This is a genomic window from Nocardia sp. 852002-20019_SCH5090214, from assembly GCF_001665865.1.
Lineage (GTDB): Bacteria > Actinomycetota > Actinomycetes > Mycobacteriales > Mycobacteriaceae > Nocardia > Nocardia nova.
In genome coordinates this window covers 26,724-43,316 of record NZ_LZMK01000220.1, presented here as the reverse complement: position 1 = coordinate 43,316, position 16,593 = coordinate 26,724, and the positions used below count along the sequence as shown (strand labels likewise).

Here is a 16,593-nt window from a genome sequence, read left to right as displayed (position 1 = left end):
TGACGGAATATTGAACAGTGGAACGTAAACCGCCGCGGCCTCGCCGGGTTTCCGAGGGGTCGTCCGAGCACGAGGTCTATCTGCCGACCGGGGCGCTGTCCCCCAATCGGCAAACCCGCGATCCGCTGCCGGACACCCTGCTGAAACGGGTGAAGCAGTTCTCCGGGCGGCTGTCCACCGAGGCGATCGCCTCGATGGAGGACCGGCTACCGTTCTTCGGCGATCTGGATGCCGCCCAGCGCGCGGGCGTGCAGATGCTGGTGCAGACCGCGGTGGTCAATTTCCTGGAGTGGTTGCAGGATCCGGAAAGCGATATCCGTTTCAGCCTCGACGCGTTCCAGGTGATTCCGCAGGACCTGGCCCGCCGGCTGACCTTGCGGCAGACCGTCGACATGGTCCGGGTCGCGATGGAGTTCTTCGAGCAGTGGCTGCCGGCGCTGGCCCGCAACGACCGCCAGCTGGTGGCACTCACCGAGGCGGTGCTGCGCTACGGCCGCGAACTCGGTTTCGCCGCGGCGTCGGTCTACGCCTCCGCTGCCGAATCCCGCGGCGCCTGGGACACCCGCCTGGAGGCGCTGGTGGTCGACGCCGTGGTGCGTGGTGACACCGGCGCCGAAATGCTCTCGCGCGCCGCCACATTGAACTGGGATGCCACCGCCGCCGCGACGGTGCTGGTCGGCACACCACCGAAAGATCAAGTGGCCGTGGTGAGTTCGGTGCACGTCGTCGCCGCCCGGCACGGCCGCGCGGCGCTCGCGGTGGTGCAGGGTTCGCGGCTGGTGATGGTGGTCAGCGGCAATCTCGGCGATACCGGCTACCCCTCGCCGTTCCTTATGGATCTGCTCGCCGAGGCGTTCTCCGAGGGGCCCGTGGTGATCGGCCCGACCATGCGCACGCTGTCGGCGGCGCACGTCAGCGCGGTGGAGGCGATGGCCGGAATGGAGGCCGTGGTGGGCTGGCGGGCGGCGCCGCGGCCGGTGCACGCCTCCGAACTTCTGCCCGAGCGAGCCCTGCTCGGCGATCGGGCTGCGGTCGACGCTCTCAACGAGTATCTTGTGCTACCGTTGGCCGCCGCCGGGTCGGCCTTGTCGGACACTCTCGACGCCTACCTCGATTGCGGTGGAGCGGTCGAGACTTGCGCCCGGCAGCTGTTCGTTCATCCAAATACGGTCCGCTATCGGCTCAAGCGCATCGCCGAGGTCACCGGCCGGGATCCGATGAATCCTCGTGACGCCTATGTGCTCCGAATCGCGGCAACAGTGGGTCGTTTGACACGAATGCGTAACGAATCGTCTACACCTGCCTCAGAAGACTCGCAGGCAACTTTCTACGAAGATCGCCTGTAACGGACATCGGGGCGCTGTCGATCGCCTCGACCCACGTGCCGTTTTGTGGGGTCCACACAAAAGCGTCGCTCAAACATCATCGGCGCCGACATCTCCACGGACCCCCCTCACAGTGTTTTGTTAGAGGCGTGATCGCGTTGTTCGCCCCTGGACAGGGCTCTCAGACACCCGGCATGCTCGCGCCATGGCTCGATCTTCCCGGCGCGCGTGACCGCCTCGAACTGTGGTCCAAGGCCTCCGGCCTGGATCTGCTCCGCCTCGGCACCACCGCCACCGCGGAGGAGATCACCGATACCGCGGTGACCCAGCCGCTGGTCGTCGCCGCCGCGCTGCTGGCTTTCGCCGAGATTCCGCACGAAGCGGTCCCGGCGGATACCATCGTCGCCGGACATTCGGTCGGCGAGCTCGCCGCCGCAGCCGTCGCCGGTGTCGTCTCTCCCGACGACGCGGTGAAACTGGCCGCGATTCGCGGTGCGGAGATGGCCAAGGCGTGTGCGCTGGTTCCGACCGGCATGTCCGCTGTGCTCGGTGGCGACGAAGCCGCCGTGCTCGACCGGCTCGCCGAACTCGACCTGGTACCGGCCAACCGCAACGCGGTCGGCCAGATCGTGGCGGCAGGCCGGCTGGATGCGCTGGCGGAACTGGCCGCGAACCCGCCGGAAAAGGCGCGGATTCGCGCGCTGCCCGTCGCCGGGGCCTTCCACACCGCGTTCATGGCACCCGCCCAGGACGCCGTGGCCGAAGCCATCTCCCAGATGGTCCCCGGTGAGCCGACCCGTACCCTGCTGTCGAACTACGACGGTAAGCCGGTCGACTCGGGCAAAGACGCCATCGAGAAGCTGGCGGCACAGGTGACCCGGCCCGTCCGGTGGGATCTGTGCACCGAAACCGTTCGCGCGGCAGGGGTTTCCGCGGTGGCCGAGTTGCCGCCGGCCGGAACCCTGGTCGGCATCGCCAAGCGGGAGCTCAAGGGCACCCCGAATCTGGCGCTGAAGACCCCCGAGAACATCCCCGCGTTTGTCGAGCTCTCGGCAACCGGCTAGCTTTCCTCGCGGCTCGCAGTGACGCGACCGTGAGCGAGCAGGACGAAACATTCGTCCACCTCGTACCGAAGAAATAATCGGGACCTCCGATTCACGTCGGACCAACGAAAGAACAAGAAGGGAGCCACCAAGTGGCCGCTCTGACCCAGGAACAGATCGTCGAAGAGCTCGGCAAGATCATCGAAGAGGTGACCGGCATCGAGCCCTCCGAGGTGACGATCGAGAAGTCTTTCGTCGATGACCTGGACATCGACTCGCTGTCGATGGTCGAGATCGCCGTGCAGACCGAGGACAAGTACGGCGTGAAGATCCCCGACGAGGATCTTGCCAGCCTCAAGACCGTGGGTGACGCCGTCTCCTACATCCAGAAGCTCGAGGCCGAGAACTCCGACGCGGCCGCTGAGCTCAAGGCCAAGTTCGACGCCCAGTAAGGCCGACACCGTGACCACTCCTTCCACTTTGAACGGGAACTTCCCGAACGTCGTCGTCACCAGCATGGCGGCGACCACGTCGATCGCGGGTGACGTCGATGCGACGTGGAAGGGACTCCTCAACGGCGAGAGCGGCATCGACGTTCTCGAGGATTCCTTCATCGAGGAATACGACCTCCCGGTTCGCATCGGCGGCCACCTGAAGGTTTCGCCGGACACCCTGCTCAGCCGGGTCGAGATCCGCCGCATGGCCTATGTCGAGCGGCTGGCGATGGTGCTGGGGCGCGAGGTGTGGAAGAACGCCGGCAGCCCCGAGGTCGACCCCGAGCGCCTGGCCGTGTCGATCGGCACCGGTCTCGGCGGCGGCGACGCGCTCATCGACTCGGTGGACAAGCTGAAGAACGGCGGCTACCGCAAGATCTCGCCGCTGGCCGTTCAGATGGTCATGCCGAACGGGCCGTCCGCTGTCGTGGGCCTCGAACTGGGGGCCAAGGCGGGAGTGGTCACCCCGGTCTCGGCATGTTCGTCGGGATCCGAGGGCATCGCCAACGCGTGGCGGATGATCGTCATGGGCGACGCCGACATGGTCGTCACCGGCGGTGTCGAGGGCTACATCTCCGACGTGCCGATCGCCGCGTTCTCCATGATGCGCGCGATGAGCACCCGCAACGACGACCCCAAGGGCGCGTCGCGGCCGTTCGACAAGGATCGTGACGGCTTCGTCTTCGGCGAGGCCGGTGCACTGATGGTCGTCGAGACCGAAGAGCACGCCAAGGCACGCGGGGCCACCATCCACGCTCGCCTGCTGGGTGCCGGCATCACTTCCGACGGCTTCCACCTGGTCGCCCCGGATCCCACGGGTGCCGGTGCGGCGCGCGCCATGGAGCGCGCCATGCAGACCGCCGGACTGTCGAAGTCCGACATCACGCACATCAACGCGCACGCGACCGCCACCCCGATCGGGGACACCGCGGAAGCGAACGCGATTTACAGGGCCGTGGGCAAGCACGCCTCGGTCTACGCGCCCAAGTCCGCCCTGGGCCACTCGATCGGCGCCGTGGGTGCCCTCGAGTCGGTGCTCACAGTGCTCAGCATTCGCGACGGCATCGTTCCGCCCACGCTGAACCTGGAGAACCAGGACCCGGAGATCGACCTGGATGTCGTGCACGGTGAGGCCCGTCGCCAGGACATCGAGTACGCGATCAACAACTCGTTCGGTTTCGGCGGCCACAACGTGGCGCTGGCCTTCGGACGGTACTGATCCGACTCGTCGACAACGTACTGTCGACAACTTCAGCGAACCCGGTGGGGCTTTTCGGCCAAGGCAGATCCCCTCGTCGAAAAGCCCCACCGGGATTTTTCATCTTTCGCAGCCGCGTCAGCGACTCCACATTCCATCGAGGAGAGACCGCGATGACCATCATGGCCCCCGCGCAGGCGGATGCCACGACCGATCCCCGTGATCCGCTGGGTCGGTTGCAGCGCTTCTTCGATCCCGGAACCGTTCTTCCGCTCCACCCCCGCGACAAGTCCGGCGTGCTGGCCGCCATCGGCGAGGTCGACGGCGTGCGCACCGTCGCGTACTGCTCCGACGCCACCGTGATGGGCGGCGCCATGGGTGTCGACGGGTGCAAGCACATCGTGGACGCGATCGATACCGCCATCGATTCCCGGATCCCCGTCGTCGGCATCTGGCATTCGGGCGGCGCCCGCCTGGCCGAGGGTGTCGAGGCACTGCATGCGGTCGGCACCGTCTTCGAGGCCATGGTGCGCGCCTCGGGCCTGGTCCCCCAGATTTCGGTGGTGGTCGGCTTCGCCGCCGGCGGCGCCGCGTACGGCCCCGCTCTGACCGACGTCGTGATCATGGCGCCCGAGGGCCGCGTCTTCGTCACCGGACCGGATGTCGTCAAGTCGGTCACGGGCGAGAACGTCGACATGGCCACTCTCGGTGGGCCCGAGACCCACGGCAAGAAGTCCGGTGTGTGCCATATCGTCGCCGACGACGAGAACGACGCGATGCACCGCGGCCGCCGCCTGGTCTCGATGTTCGCCGAACAGGGCGAATTCGACCTGTCCGCCGCCGCGCACGGCGATGTGGACCTCAAGGCGATGCTGCCGGAGTCGGCCAAGCGCGCCTACGACGTCAAGCCGGTCGTGCGCGAGCTGCTCGACAAGATCCCCTCGCCGGACGGCAACGACGAATCCTCCTTCGAGGAGATGCAGGGCGGTTACGCCCGCAGCATCGTCACCGGCCTGGGCCGCCTCGGCGGTCGCACGGTCGGCGTCCTCGCCAACAACCCGCTGCGCATGGGCGGCTGCCTCACCAGCGAATCCGCCGAGAAGGCAGCGCGTTTCGTGCGCCTGTGCAACTCCTTCGGCATCCCGCTGGTCGTCGTCACCGACGTGCCCGGCTACCTGCCCGGTGTCGGCATGGAATGGGAGGGCGTGGTGCGCCGCGGCGCGAAGCTGCTGCACGCCTTCGCCGAGGCTCGCGTCCCGCGCGTCACGCTGGTGACCCGGAAGATCTACGGCGGCGCCTACATCGCGATGAACGCCCGCTCGCTGGGCGCCACCGCCGTGTACGCCTGGCCGGAGTCCGAGGTGGCCGTGATGGGCGCCAAGGCCGCGGTCGGCATCCTGCACAAGAAGGCCATCGCGAAGGCCCCCGAAGAGGAGCGTGAGGCCCTGATCGAGCGCCTCACCGCCGAACACGAGACCATCGCCGGCGGAGTCGGACGGGCCCTGTCCCTCGGCGTCGTGGACGAGGTCATCGACCCGGCCAAGACCCGGTCCACCATCGCCGCCGCGCTGGCCTCGGCCCCGGCCCAGCCCAGCCACAACAAGAACATTCCGCTGTAAAGCGTTACGCGCCAACACATTACGGGTGGTCTCCCTCGCGGAGGCCACCCGTAATGTCTTTCCGGCCCGGCATTTCCGGTTCGGCTACACACCTCCCAGGACAGGGAATAGTCCTGGATCGTGCCCAACCAGTTGACAGGTCATAATCGGGTACCGCCCGCTGTCGAGAGGCGTGAACGCCGGCGAACGCCTCCACAGCCGACACCACGCGACTCGCCGTGCGACGACGAGGGAGATCGGCGTGGACCAGTCACTGTCGGTGAACCCCGCCGAGTTGCGCGCTTCGGCCGCGGAACTGGAACGACTGGCCGACGAGGCCGCCCTGATCACGTCCGCGCTACGGTCGGCGCTCGAACACGAAGGGCACTGCTGGGGTGCGGATGAGCCCGGAAAGACCTTCGCGCACACGTATGTGCCCGACGCCGAACGCGGCCTCGAAGGACTCGAGAATCTCACCGGGAACCTGCGCGCATTGCGTAAAAATGCCGCCGAGGCGGCGGATGCCTTCGAAGACAACGATGTGAGCAGCGCACGGGCGGTGCAACGCTCGGGTGCGCCGAACGCTGCACCGGGATTCGATGTACCCGTCACCGCACCGACTACGCCGTTCGGTTCCGCGCCGTCGCATCCCGTTTCCAGCGAGTTGCCGGGCCCGCCCGCGCCCCATGAGGGTCGACGCCCTGATGGGGCGGCGGTCGATCAGGGGCCCTCGTCCGACGGTCTGACGCGGATGCCTGATGCCGCGGCACGGTCCACCGGCTGGCCGACTCCCGCCACGGACGGCAGCGAATCCTCCCCGGCTGCGCCCGGCATTCGGACTCCCCCGGCGACCGGACACGCGGACGCAGACGCGCAGCCACAGTCTTCTACTCCGGCACCTGCGACAGCGCCGGCGCCTCCATCTTCGGCCACCACCGCTGCGCAGCAGAAGACCTCCACGCCGTCGCGGGTGGAGACCCCGTGGGCGCGAAACACTGCCGGCACACCCTGGACGGGCGCACCCGGCGCCACCGACGCACCCGCGACGCCGGGCAACACCACACCACCACGGGTAGCATCGCCGCGAACTACCGACCGCCCCGCCGGCCCCGAAAAGCCGGCACCGAAGCGGAGCGGCGCGCCACGACCGAACGCTCCACGCCGTCGCCGATCTGCACCCGCACGTCCGCGCACCGCCGCTGCCGCGGCGTCGGAGCTCGCACAGGACATGGCGGCCAGGCACGGTCTCGATATTCTCGGATTCGATTCGGGCGGCGTCTCCGCGGATACCGTGCGCGAGATCGCGGCCGCACTCGATGTCATCCGGGCCAGATACCCGGTGCACCTGCGCGGACTCGAAATCACGAGTAGCGCCGAACCATACTGCGAAGTCGAGAACCGCGCTCCCGTAACGCACGCTGCGCACGCCGAGCCGTGGATCACGGTGAGCCGAGCTGCCGCTGTCGATCCCCTCCTGCTCACCCCACCACCTACGGCCGGGCAGGCGGCGATCTACCGAGAGCGGCCGCTGTTCGCCGCCATGGTGCGCGAACTCGGCGCCGCTCTGGAAATGACGTGCGGCTCTCCTGTTCGCGAGGAAGCCCAGCGCGCGCTGATCAGAGCGTATCTGCGGCTCGACGGTGTCCAGCACGAATCCCTGGCGCGAGTGGTCCGCGGCTATAAGCTGTGGCGCGCCCAGCTCGGCCCGGATTGCTTCCGGGGCAACGTTTTCGCGCCCTCGCGCGCGTTGGCGGTTGCCTTCGCCGCCGGGGAATTGACCGCCGGGTCCGAAGGGCCGGCACGTGTGCTGCACGGTCTGCTGGTATCCCGGGCGATGTCACCGGAAACCCGCTGAGGTCGAGGTTCGCCCGCCGTGACCTTGACCTTGCCACCGTGGTTGCCCGAACCGGTGATGACCTGTGTAGCGGGCCATTTTCCCACCGGCGACGAATCAGCGATGCGCCGCTGCGCCGACGCCTGGGCCGACACCGCCGATCAGTGCCGTCCCATGGCCGAACGGCACACCGCCGCGGCCCACACTATCCGGGCCGCCGGGCTCGGGCATACCGTCGACCAGTTCGCCCAACAGCACACAGAATTGGCCGACACCTGGCGTGACCAGGCCACCTACTGCGACAGCATGGCCAAGCAGTTGTACGAGGGTGCGAACAGCATCGAATTCCAGAAGCTGGTCTGCATCTTCACCGCAGGTGTGCTGGCGGCACAGTTGATTCGAGACGGGATCGCCTTCGCCGCCGGCGGGGGCCTGCTGGCAATTGCCGACCGGATGGCGGCCGAGACGGCGCTGGGAATACTCCGCAAGAAGGTGCTCATGTGGCTGGCCGGCGCGGGCGTCAAGGCCGCAGCCGAGCGAGGCCTTCTCGTTCTCGCGCGCAACGCGGTGATCATCGGCATGGCCCAGGGCGGGCTCGTCAACCTGGCAGCGCAAGGCGTGCAGATCATGCAGGGACATCGAGACGACATCGATCCGGCGTCGGCCGCAGTGGCCATCATCGCAGGCGGTGCCGGCGGCGCGGCCGGCGCTGTCGTCGGTCACGCGGTCGCGCCCGTACCCGCCATGTTCGGCCGCACGGCGGCGCGGACATTCGACCGCCTGGCTCCGCATCTCGGCAGCAACATCACCGCAGGCTTGCGTCAGGCTGCCGCAACCCGGGCCGCACGGTTGTTCGCGCACCTCGGTGGAACGGTATTCGTCGGCGGAGCGGGCGGAGTCGCCGGCGGGATGGCAGGCGCCGTGGTCTCGCTGGCGGCGACCGGTCAGGCCTTCACGCGCCAGGCTTTCACGGAGGGGATCATTCCAGGTTTCGCGGGAGGTTTCCTGGGAGCCGCCGGCGCAGCGCTGCGACATGCGCCGGGTTCGATGCCTGCTGGTGTCCCCGGCACACCGCGACCGGAGTCTGGTGCGCCGGCCCGAGTTCGGTGGGTCGACCGGGGGACTCGTGAGAACGTCGCAGCCGTCACTCGACGAGATCCGGCACCGCTGGTTCTCGCCGCTTCGTCGCGAACACCCGCCCGGGCCGAGGAGCCCGTTGTCCCCGGTGCCGGCGATCACCGGCCATCCGGCCCCGCGCAGCACCCACAGAATTCTCCGTCCATACCGGGCAGGCAGCGGGTCGCGGCGGCGGTCGCCGAAGAGCTGCCGACGGCGGGCGCGCGTCTGCCCGAACGAGACTCCGGCGCCGAATCCGGCTCGGCGCGGCGCCCGGATCCGTTCGATCACAACACCGCCCTGCCTTCGGACAAAGAGCACCTGCGCCGGCAGCCCGTCGGCGCGGTGGCCGCCGATCCCGCGGTGCCGACCCACCCCGGCGGACCCGAACCAGCCCCGACCAAGGCGGATCTCATCACCGAGGGCGCTCGTTCCGACCGCCTGTCACGTGACGATCAGCTCGATGCATCCGGACCGCGCGGCGCAGTTTCCCGTGCCGCCGAACTCTCCTCGCCCGTTTCCTCGAGTACCGTCCGCGCACCGAGTCCACCTGCGCACGAACCGGTTCCGGCAGGCGTCGTGGCCGGCGCGGAGCCGAACGCTTTCGTGACCGGCGCAGCGGAACCGCAGCCACCCACCGTATCGACTGCTGCACAGACACATCAGCCGACCGATGGCGCTGTCGCACCCGGACCGCAGGGGCACGGCAGCACACCCGCTGGGCCGGAGACCGCTCCCGGCACCGCCATGCACAGCGAAGCCGCGGGCAACGGTCCAGGAGATCACGATCCGCAGACCGCGACGCCCAAGGCGCAGCCGGGCCGAAGCGCCGGTCCGGACCGCGGTCTCGCCGCCGACCCCCGGCCGCCTGCGGCAACCGGAGCGAGAGCGGAAGCTCGCGAACCCGCAGGGACCGGCGGCGCGCCACCGAAAGCGTCGACGGTCGATACGGCCGATCACCCGCCGTCCGGTGGGGTTCGTCCCGCCGAATCGCCCGACCCGGCACCTGGCCGCGAGACACACCGCGCCGCAGCTGATCCCGGCGAGCGGCCACCTGCGAGCGGCGGTGCCGGCGGTACCAATCCACCGGACGGGCCGCCCGCCGCGTCGTGGTCCGGCGGGGACGACCCGCGCCGGGTCGATCTGGCGGGCATTACCGCAGGCCATCACGACCACGCGACTCAGGCGGCGGCTACAGTCTCCGAACTGCTGCGCGGGTGGCCGGACACAGGTCCGCACCGGGCTGCGGAGATCACCGAGACCGTCACCCGGGCAATCGAATCCGGCGAGGGAACGATCGATCTCAGTGCGGAGATGGTCGTCGCGGATCCCGCCACCGGTGATCGCTCGCTACGCCTGTCCGTCACCGAGACGGCCGGCGCCGAGCGCCACGCCCTGACCGTCTGGTACTTCGACGAGAAGCCACCGGCACTCGCCCACAACGCCGAGGGCAAACCTGTCATCCCGTTCCCCGACCGGGCCGCACTCGGCACCGAGGAGCCGCGGTTCCCGTACATGCGCCGAGTCGGTGAGGAACGCGGTCACCTCGAGGCCCAATTGAACCGGGCCGGCTGGCCCGAAGACCACATCGACGCCGCCAAGCTGATCCATACCGAGGTCTATCAGAACGCCGTGGGCCTCAACCCCAGTGGACGGCCGCCGGTTTCCTATCGTTCGGAAATCGGCCCCGGCCCGGGCGGTCCCCGGTTGCGGGTCTCGGTCACCGACCACATCCCCGGACTACCGCCGGAATACGATCCTGCCAACCCGACGGCCGTGGACAAGGAGAGCTCCCGCGGCGGCCTGCTACGAGCCGAACTCAGCCACAACACCGGAATCGACGAACACCCCGACGGCAGTAAGTCGATCTGGTTCGAACTCGACCGCTCCGAACCGGTCCCGGAACGCGAACCGGACCTCTCCCAATTCGGCGATCTGTCGGACCTGGGTGACCTTTCGGAGCTTGGGCTCGAACTCGACCCCACCGGTGAGATGGCGAGCGACCGAATCGATGCACACGAGGCGTCCGCGCCGGGCGAATTCACCGTCCCGCGAGCACTCGGTGAAGACGCTGCCGCAACCGCTGCGTGGGACTGGCTCGGCGAGCAGATGCCCGGCTGGCCGCCCGGGCGAGTCGACGACGCTGGTCTCACATTGGCCGATGCGGTCGCTCACGCAGTCGATTCGACCGATGGCCCGGTCCGGGTCACCGCAGAGCAGACCGGCACCGGCGCCGATCGGGTCCTGCACATCTCGGTACTCGACACCGGGACCGTCCCGCACCCTGAATCCGTCCTCGGGGATGCTGTACACGGCCGTCTCGACAGCAGATTACGACCGGACGACGAGTCCGGCTGGACCAGAGAGCTCTCGTTCTCGATCCATGAGACCCCACCGCTGCCGCCGTGGCTGCACGATGCGATCGCCCCGGTACGCCACCTCGTGGTCAACGACGGTAACGGCACAGCCCTCGCAGTCGGCCCCAAGCAGTTCCTGCAGATGGCGAAAGCGCTGGCGCCCCATGTCGATCCGGCGCACCTGGATGTTGCCGCTGAGAACATTCACGCCGAGTTGAAACATGCGGGCCGAGTGAACTATTCACGTCTGAACAATGGGAAATCCGACTTCGAACCCGCGATTGTTCAGCTGCGGGCAGGTGAGCCGCCGATCGAAATCGAGGTGTATCCGTTCTGGGCCAACGATCTACGCAACAGCATGCGCGAACTCGGCCTCACGGGCCGCGGTGACGCGACGGTGCGACTGGACGACCTCGGTCGGGCGATGACCGAACAGCGAGCGGCGCATCGAGCGGCGCGAGAGCAGAACAATCTCGAGGCAGCCGACAACCACGTCCGGATTCCGCCGACCGGCCCCGTACGGGTTCGTTCACCCGAGGAGATCGTCGGATTGACGCCACATGCCGATCCGATGCCGGCTGCGGTCGACCGCAACAGCGTCGATATGGCTCAGCTCGTCGCCTATTGGGCCGAAAGCGCCGAATCTCGCCCGATAGTCCGGCGCAGCGACGACACGGGGATCCTGTATCGCGCCGACGACAGGCCCGCAGATGTCGAACCGGGAGAAATACCACCCACGTCCGGATTGCCGTTCCGGGAAGGATTCGTGCCCAGTGAGCTGATGGACGGCCTCGTGTATACCACGGAGTCGCTGGAGACGGCCAAGAGCCTACACCGCACCCGGGTGTATGTGATCGATGCGCCGGGGGGCTTCGAGATCGTTGGTACCGAGCGTCGCGAAGTGATCTTCCCCGGTGGGATTCGTCCGGAATTCATCCGGGGTTACTACAGATTCGATCCGCAATCGCCGGACGTTGCGGATTTTGTGGAAAACCCTCGGTACGACCCGGGTTGGCGGCACACACGCGACCGCTGAGCCCGCGGGTTGCCCGCAGTCGACCGGTTGACGATTGCCGGTGATGATTAGCTCCCGGACTGGGAAGTATGAAGACGAAGCCGAGACTGCGTTGAGAACCTCAGCGTCGTTGGCGCAGTGTACGAGCGAATGGAGGCGCCTCGTGGACCGTTGGGAGCGGGAAGGGTTGCGGGCCGGCAACAGCGGGTTGCGTAATCAGGTCGATCATCTGCTGGATGCGTTCGAGCAGCAGCGGGAGCGGCTGGCCGAGGTGTCTCGGCAGCTGGAAGATGTTCGGGTGCAGGTCGATTCGTCTGATCACGCGGTGGGGGCGACCGTCGATGCGAACGGGCTGCTGACCGAGCTGCGACTCTCCGCGGCGGCTTTGCGCGGCGGACCCGAGAAGCTCGCGAGCACGATCGTCGATACCGTGCGAGCGGCGGCGGAGCAGGCGCGGCGGCAGCACAAATCGCTGACGGCCCCGATCGCCGCCGAACTCGACGATCTGGGTGATCTGCCCGATGTCGTGAGCGAGGCGCCGAGCCTGCGCGATATCCGTGCCCACTTCCGCGACGAGGGTTCGGCCGCGATCGAATGAGGTTCAGCCGACGTCGCGGCGGAGCCAGGTGACCTCGGCGCCTTCGCCGCCGGTGCGGAAGGGTTCGAGTTCGTCGTCCCAGGCGGTGCCCAGGGCGCGATCGATGTCGGCGGAGATATCGCCGTGGCGGCCGCGGGCCCGGGCGGCGCGGACGATTTCGCGCAGCCGCATCTCGCCGACCATGACGTCGCCGTTGGCGCTCATCGCGCCGGTCCACAATCCGAGGCTGGGCACGAAACTGTAGCGTTCGCCGTCGACCCCTTCGGAGGGGTCCTCGGTGACCTCGAAGCGCAGTACGGGCCAATCCCGCAACGCCTTGGCAATTCGTCCCGCGGTACCGACCGGGCCGACCCAGTCCGTGGTTGCGCGCAGTTGTCCCGCGGCGGCCGGCTGGGCGGTCCAGCGCAGGGACGCAGGTGATTTCAGAGTGGAGGAAAGCGTCCATTCGATGTGCGGGCACAGCGCGGCCGGTGACGCGTGGATGTACACCACACCACACGTCACATCCGCGAACTGATCAGATGCGCGCACCTGTACACCTCCAGCCTCGACGTCGGACGTCTTCCCCAACATCCCGTCGAGCCCAGGCGTTGCCCGAGTTTACTGGAGTGCCCGATGTTACGGCTGTTACTTTTCGGCCGTGTCGCGAATCTGCTGGATATCGGCGATGACGGCGTCGCTGAGCGTCGGCCACACCGCTCGGGCCCAATCGCCGAAGTTCTCGTCGCTCAATGCCACACACGCCACCCCGATCTCCGGATCCACCCACAGGAAGGTGCCGGACTGCCCGAAATGCCCGTAGGTTCGCGGCGAGTTGGCTCCCCCCGTCCAATGCGGAGTCTTGTGGTCGCGGATCTCGAATCCCAGACCCCAATCATTGGGGCGCTGCGATCCGTATCCGGGAAGCACTCCGCCGACGCCCGGGAATTGCACGGAGGTCGCCGCGGCGAGCATGTCACCGGATATCAAGATCGGGTTCAGCAATTCTCCGGCGAAACGCAGGAGATCGTTCACCGTGGAGCGTCCGGCGTGCCCGGCGGATCCGGCCAGCACCGAGGATTTCATTCCGAGTGGCTCGAATACCGCCTGCCGCAGATATTCGGGAAATTCGATTCCGGTCTCGCGCGTGAGGAACTCGGCGAGGACCTCGAATCCGGCGCTGGAATAGATGCGGCGCTGCCCGGGCTCGGCCATGATCACCGTGGTGTCGAAGGCCAGTCCGGCCGTATGCGCCAGCAGGTGGCGCACGGTGGAGCCGGGCGGGCCGGCGGGCTGGTCCAGTTCGATCGCACCTTCTTCGACCGCCACCAGAACCGCGTAGGCGGCAAGGGGTTTCGTGACCGACGCGAGGGCGAACACCCGGTCGAGGTCTCCCTCGGTGCCGACCACGCCGTGTGCATCGACGACGCCCGCGGCGGCATGCCGGACGGGCCAGTCGCGAATCTGTTCGAGTGCTCGCACGGCACCGAGCCTACGAGAAGGCTCCGAACCCACCGGCCGCGGGGAGGCGGCTACGCCGGGCCGTCGCTGCGATAGGGCGCGGCCACCAGTTGCTCGTCCTGACGAGCCAGCAGCGTGCGACGCCGGGTCAGCTCGGCGATCTGCGTGTCGAGGTGAGACAGGCCCTCCCGCATGATCTTTCGGGTGTGATCGCAGTGCTGTAAGCCCGTGGCGGTCGCACACGGCAGCAGTTCGCGGATGGCGCTGGTCGACAGTCCGGCGGCGAGCAGCTCGCGAATGCGGTGCACCCGCTGCGGTGCGTCGTCGGCGTAGACGCGGTAACCGTTGCCGTCGCGGCGGGCGTTCAGCAGCCCTTGTTCCTCGTAGTAGCGCAGCAGGCGGGTGCTGACGCCGGTGGTGTTCGCCAGCTCGCCGATCAGCACTGCGCCCTCCCGGACTTGACCTTCACACTCATGTCAATCCCTAACGTCGCCGCCATGACGAACATTTCACTGTCCACATCGGTCACCGGCAGCGGTCCCGCGGTCGTGCTCGCGCACGGCGCGGGCGGCGGAATCGAGGCCAACTTCGGCTCCCTGATCCCGCTGCTCGCCGAACGGCATACCGTGATCGGCTCCGACTATCCGGCCGACGACACCGTGCTGACCCTCGACGGGCTGGCCGACGCACTGGTCGAGGAGGCGGTATCGGCGGGCGCCCAGCGATTCCCGATCATCGGATTCTCGCTCGGCACCGCGGTGGCGGTGCGCGCCGCCGTGCGTCATCCCGATCGGGTCACCGGCTTGGTGCTCGCGGCCGGGCTGGCCCGGGCCGACCATCGGGCCCGGCTCGTCCTGGATCTGTGGCGCGGCACGCTCGCCGCACGCGACCACGATGCGTTCGCGCGGGTGGTCCTGTTGTCCGGATACAGCGCCGCCTTCACCAATTCCCTGCCCGACGAGGTGTATTCGCAGTACCTGGCCCAGATCGCGGCCGGTGTCCCGGGCGGGGCGGCGGCGCAGGCGGATCTGGTCGCCCGGGTGGACACCCGCGCCGATCTGCCCCGGGTCGCGGTGCCGACCCGGGTCATCGCCGCGACCGCGGATCTGCTGGTCGATCCCGCCAATTCGCGCGAGCTGGCGGCGGCCATTCCGGGCGCCGAATACGTCGAGGTAGCGGCGGGGCACGTGCTGATGCACGAGGCGCCGGAGGCGTGGCATCGCGCTGTCCTCGACTACTTCGCGGACAGCTCCCGAATCCACGCCGCCTGATCGGTTTCCGATCGGGGTGGACACCGTACGACGCCGCGGCGGTGACCGTTACCATCGGTTGCACTATGGGCGAGGTTGCTGAGGTACACGGTGAGGTGGCGACCGGTTTCGAGCCGGTCGCGGACGCGTTTCGACGCAACTTCGCCCGGTTCGGCGAGATCGGGGCGGCCGTGGCCGTCTACGACGGGGACCGGCCGGTGGTGGATCTGTGGGCGGGGTTCCGCGATCGCCGCAGACAGCTGCCGTGGGAGCGCGACACCACGGTTCCGGTGTTCTCCTCGACGAAGGGGATGACGGCATTCGCCGTGGCGGGTGCCGTATCCCGCGGAGTCCTCGACTATCAGGCCCCGGTCGCGCAGTATTGGCCGGAATTCGCCGCACACGGCAAGGAATCGATCACCGTGCGGCAGCTGCTCGACCACCGCGCGGGTCTGCCGGTGCTGGACCGGGTGGTGCGGTTGTCCGATATGGCCGACCGGGATCGGCTCGCGGAGATCCTGGCCGACCAGAAACCACTGTGGAGTCCGGGCACCCGGCAGGGTTATCACCCGATCACCGCCGGGCTGTATCTGGGCGAACTGCTCCGCCGCGTCGATCCGCAGCACCGCACCCTGGGCCGCATCTTCGCCGAGGACTTCGCCGGCCCGCTCGCGCTGGACTTCTTCATCGGATTGCCGGAGGAGCAATCCCTCGATCGCATCGCCACGCTCGCGTCCACCTCCGGCCTGGACGTGCTGCGGTACGAGCGAGACGTGCCGCTGCGCATCGCGATTCAGATGTTTCTGCGGCGCGGGCTCACCTATCGCGCCTTGAGCAGCCCCCGCACCGGCGCACCCGAACGTGCCACCCGCCGCGAATTCCTCGGTGTCGAAAGCCGCGCCGCGGGTGGGGTGGGCACGGCGCGTTCCTTGGCGCGGGTCTACGGCGCGGCGGCGGGGCGCACCGGTGAATTGCCCATCGCACCGGGCATTCTGGACCGGCTGGCCACAGCCGACACCGTCGACGACGTGCCCGCAGACGATCTGGTGCTGCTCACCCGCAGCCGCTACCATCTGGGGTTCCGCAAATCGTGTGGCAGCTTCCGTTTCGGCAGCGACAGGCGCGCGTACGGCACCACCGGTTACGGGGGCTCGTTCGGGTTTGCCGATCCCGCAACGGGTTTGGGTTTCGGCTATGTGATGAACCGCCTCGGCACCGCCGTCCTCGACGATGCGCGCGCCCGCGCCGTGCGGGAGGCACTACTCCGCTGCGGCTGATCACGCCACCGCGCCGACTTACCACCACTGACGATGACCTCTTCCGTG

13 protein-coding genes are annotated in these 16,593 nt (G+C 68.2%); 10 read left to right on the top strand and 3 right to left on the bottom strand.

Annotation, left to right across the window (positions count from 1 at the left end):
- Nucleotides 1–17: 17 nt before the first annotated feature.
- The 8 genes from A5780_RS17390 to A5780_RS17350 all read left to right on the top strand — a co-directional run bounded on the left by A5780_RS17390 (nucleotide 18) and on the right by A5780_RS17350 (nucleotide 12,578).
- Nucleotides 18–1,346 carry a CdaR family transcriptional regulator gene (locus A5780_RS17390; protein ID WP_063011308.1) on the top strand — a complete coding sequence of 443 codons (1,329 nt, stop codon included), beginning with the start codon at nucleotides 18–20 and terminating at the stop codon, nucleotides 1,344–1,346.
- A gap of 128 nt (nucleotides 1,347–1,474) precedes the next feature.
- The gene (locus A5780_RS17385; RefSeq protein ID WP_030518486.1) at nucleotides 1,475–2,389 is read left to right on the top strand and encodes an ACP S-malonyltransferase; all 915 of its coding nucleotides are present in this window, start codon (nucleotides 1,475–1,477) and stop codon (nucleotides 2,387–2,389) included.
- 131 nt (nucleotides 2,390–2,520) lie between these two features.
- The gene (gene acpM, locus A5780_RS17380) at nucleotides 2,521–2,820 is read left to right on the top strand and encodes a meromycolate extension acyl carrier protein AcpM (RefSeq protein ID WP_030518485.1); all 300 of its coding nucleotides are present in this window, start codon (nucleotides 2,521–2,523) and stop codon (nucleotides 2,818–2,820) included.
- Nucleotides 2,821–2,830: 10 nt separating this feature from the next.
- Complete coding sequence (locus A5780_RS17375) at nucleotides 2,831–4,081, top strand: KasA/KasB family beta-ketoacyl-ACP synthase (protein WP_063011310.1); 1,251 nt, start codon at nucleotides 2,831–2,833, stop codon at nucleotides 4,079–4,081.
- A gap of 152 nt (nucleotides 4,082–4,233) precedes the next feature.
- Nucleotides 4,234–5,679 (top strand): acyl-CoA carboxylase subunit beta, encoded by a 1,446-nt coding sequence (locus A5780_RS17370; RefSeq protein ID WP_063011312.1) that lies wholly within the window; start codon nucleotides 4,234–4,236, stop codon nucleotides 5,677–5,679.
- A 241-nt stretch (nucleotides 5,680–5,920) separates the two neighbouring features.
- Nucleotides 5,921–7,513, top strand: coding sequence for a hypothetical protein (locus A5780_RS40070; RefSeq protein ID WP_156769536.1), 1,593 nt, complete (start codon nucleotides 5,921–5,923; stop codon nucleotides 7,511–7,513).
- Between the two features lie 18 nt (nucleotides 7,514–7,531).
- On the top strand, nucleotides 7,532–12,001 hold the full coding sequence (locus A5780_RS17355) for a hypothetical protein (protein ID WP_064908950.1): 4,470 nt from the start codon (nucleotides 7,532–7,534) through the stop codon (nucleotides 11,999–12,001).
- Nucleotides 12,002–12,143: 142 nt separating this feature from the next.
- Nucleotides 12,144–12,578, top strand: coding sequence for a YbaB/EbfC family nucleoid-associated protein (locus tag A5780_RS17350; RefSeq protein WP_197521777.1), 435 nt, complete (start codon nucleotides 12,144–12,146; stop codon nucleotides 12,576–12,578).
- 3 nt (nucleotides 12,579–12,581) lie between these two features.
- Here the strand turns inward: A5780_RS17350 and A5780_RS17345 are convergent, their stop codons facing one another.
- From A5780_RS17345 to A5780_RS17335, 3 genes are all read right to left on the bottom strand, one after another.
- The gene (locus A5780_RS17345) at nucleotides 12,582–13,109 is read right to left on the bottom strand and encodes a DUF3145 domain-containing protein (RefSeq protein ID WP_064908948.1); all 528 of its coding nucleotides are present in this window, start codon (nucleotides 13,107–13,109) and stop codon (nucleotides 12,582–12,584) included.
- 96 nt (nucleotides 13,110–13,205) lie between these two features.
- Nucleotides 13,206–14,039, bottom strand: a complete 834-nt coding sequence (locus A5780_RS17340; RefSeq protein WP_063011322.1) for a serine hydrolase — start codon at nucleotides 14,037–14,039, stop codon at nucleotides 13,206–13,208.
- 50 nt (nucleotides 14,040–14,089) lie between these two features.
- A complete protein-coding gene (locus A5780_RS17335) occupies nucleotides 14,090–14,461 on the bottom strand; it encodes a MerR family transcriptional regulator (RefSeq protein ID WP_064908947.1) in 372 nt (123 codons plus the stop codon).
- A gap of 54 nt (nucleotides 14,462–14,515) precedes the next feature.
- Between A5780_RS17335 and A5780_RS17330 the strand changes: the two genes are divergently transcribed.
- Entirely contained in the window at nucleotides 14,516–15,289 is a 774-nt protein-coding gene (locus A5780_RS17330; RefSeq protein WP_063011326.1) for an alpha/beta fold hydrolase, read from the top strand.
- A gap of 65 nt (nucleotides 15,290–15,354) precedes the next feature.
- Entirely contained in the window at nucleotides 15,355–16,545 is a 1,191-nt protein-coding gene (locus A5780_RS17325) for a serine hydrolase domain-containing protein (RefSeq protein WP_064908946.1), read from the top strand.
- Nucleotides 16,546–16,593: the final 48 nt, after the last annotated feature.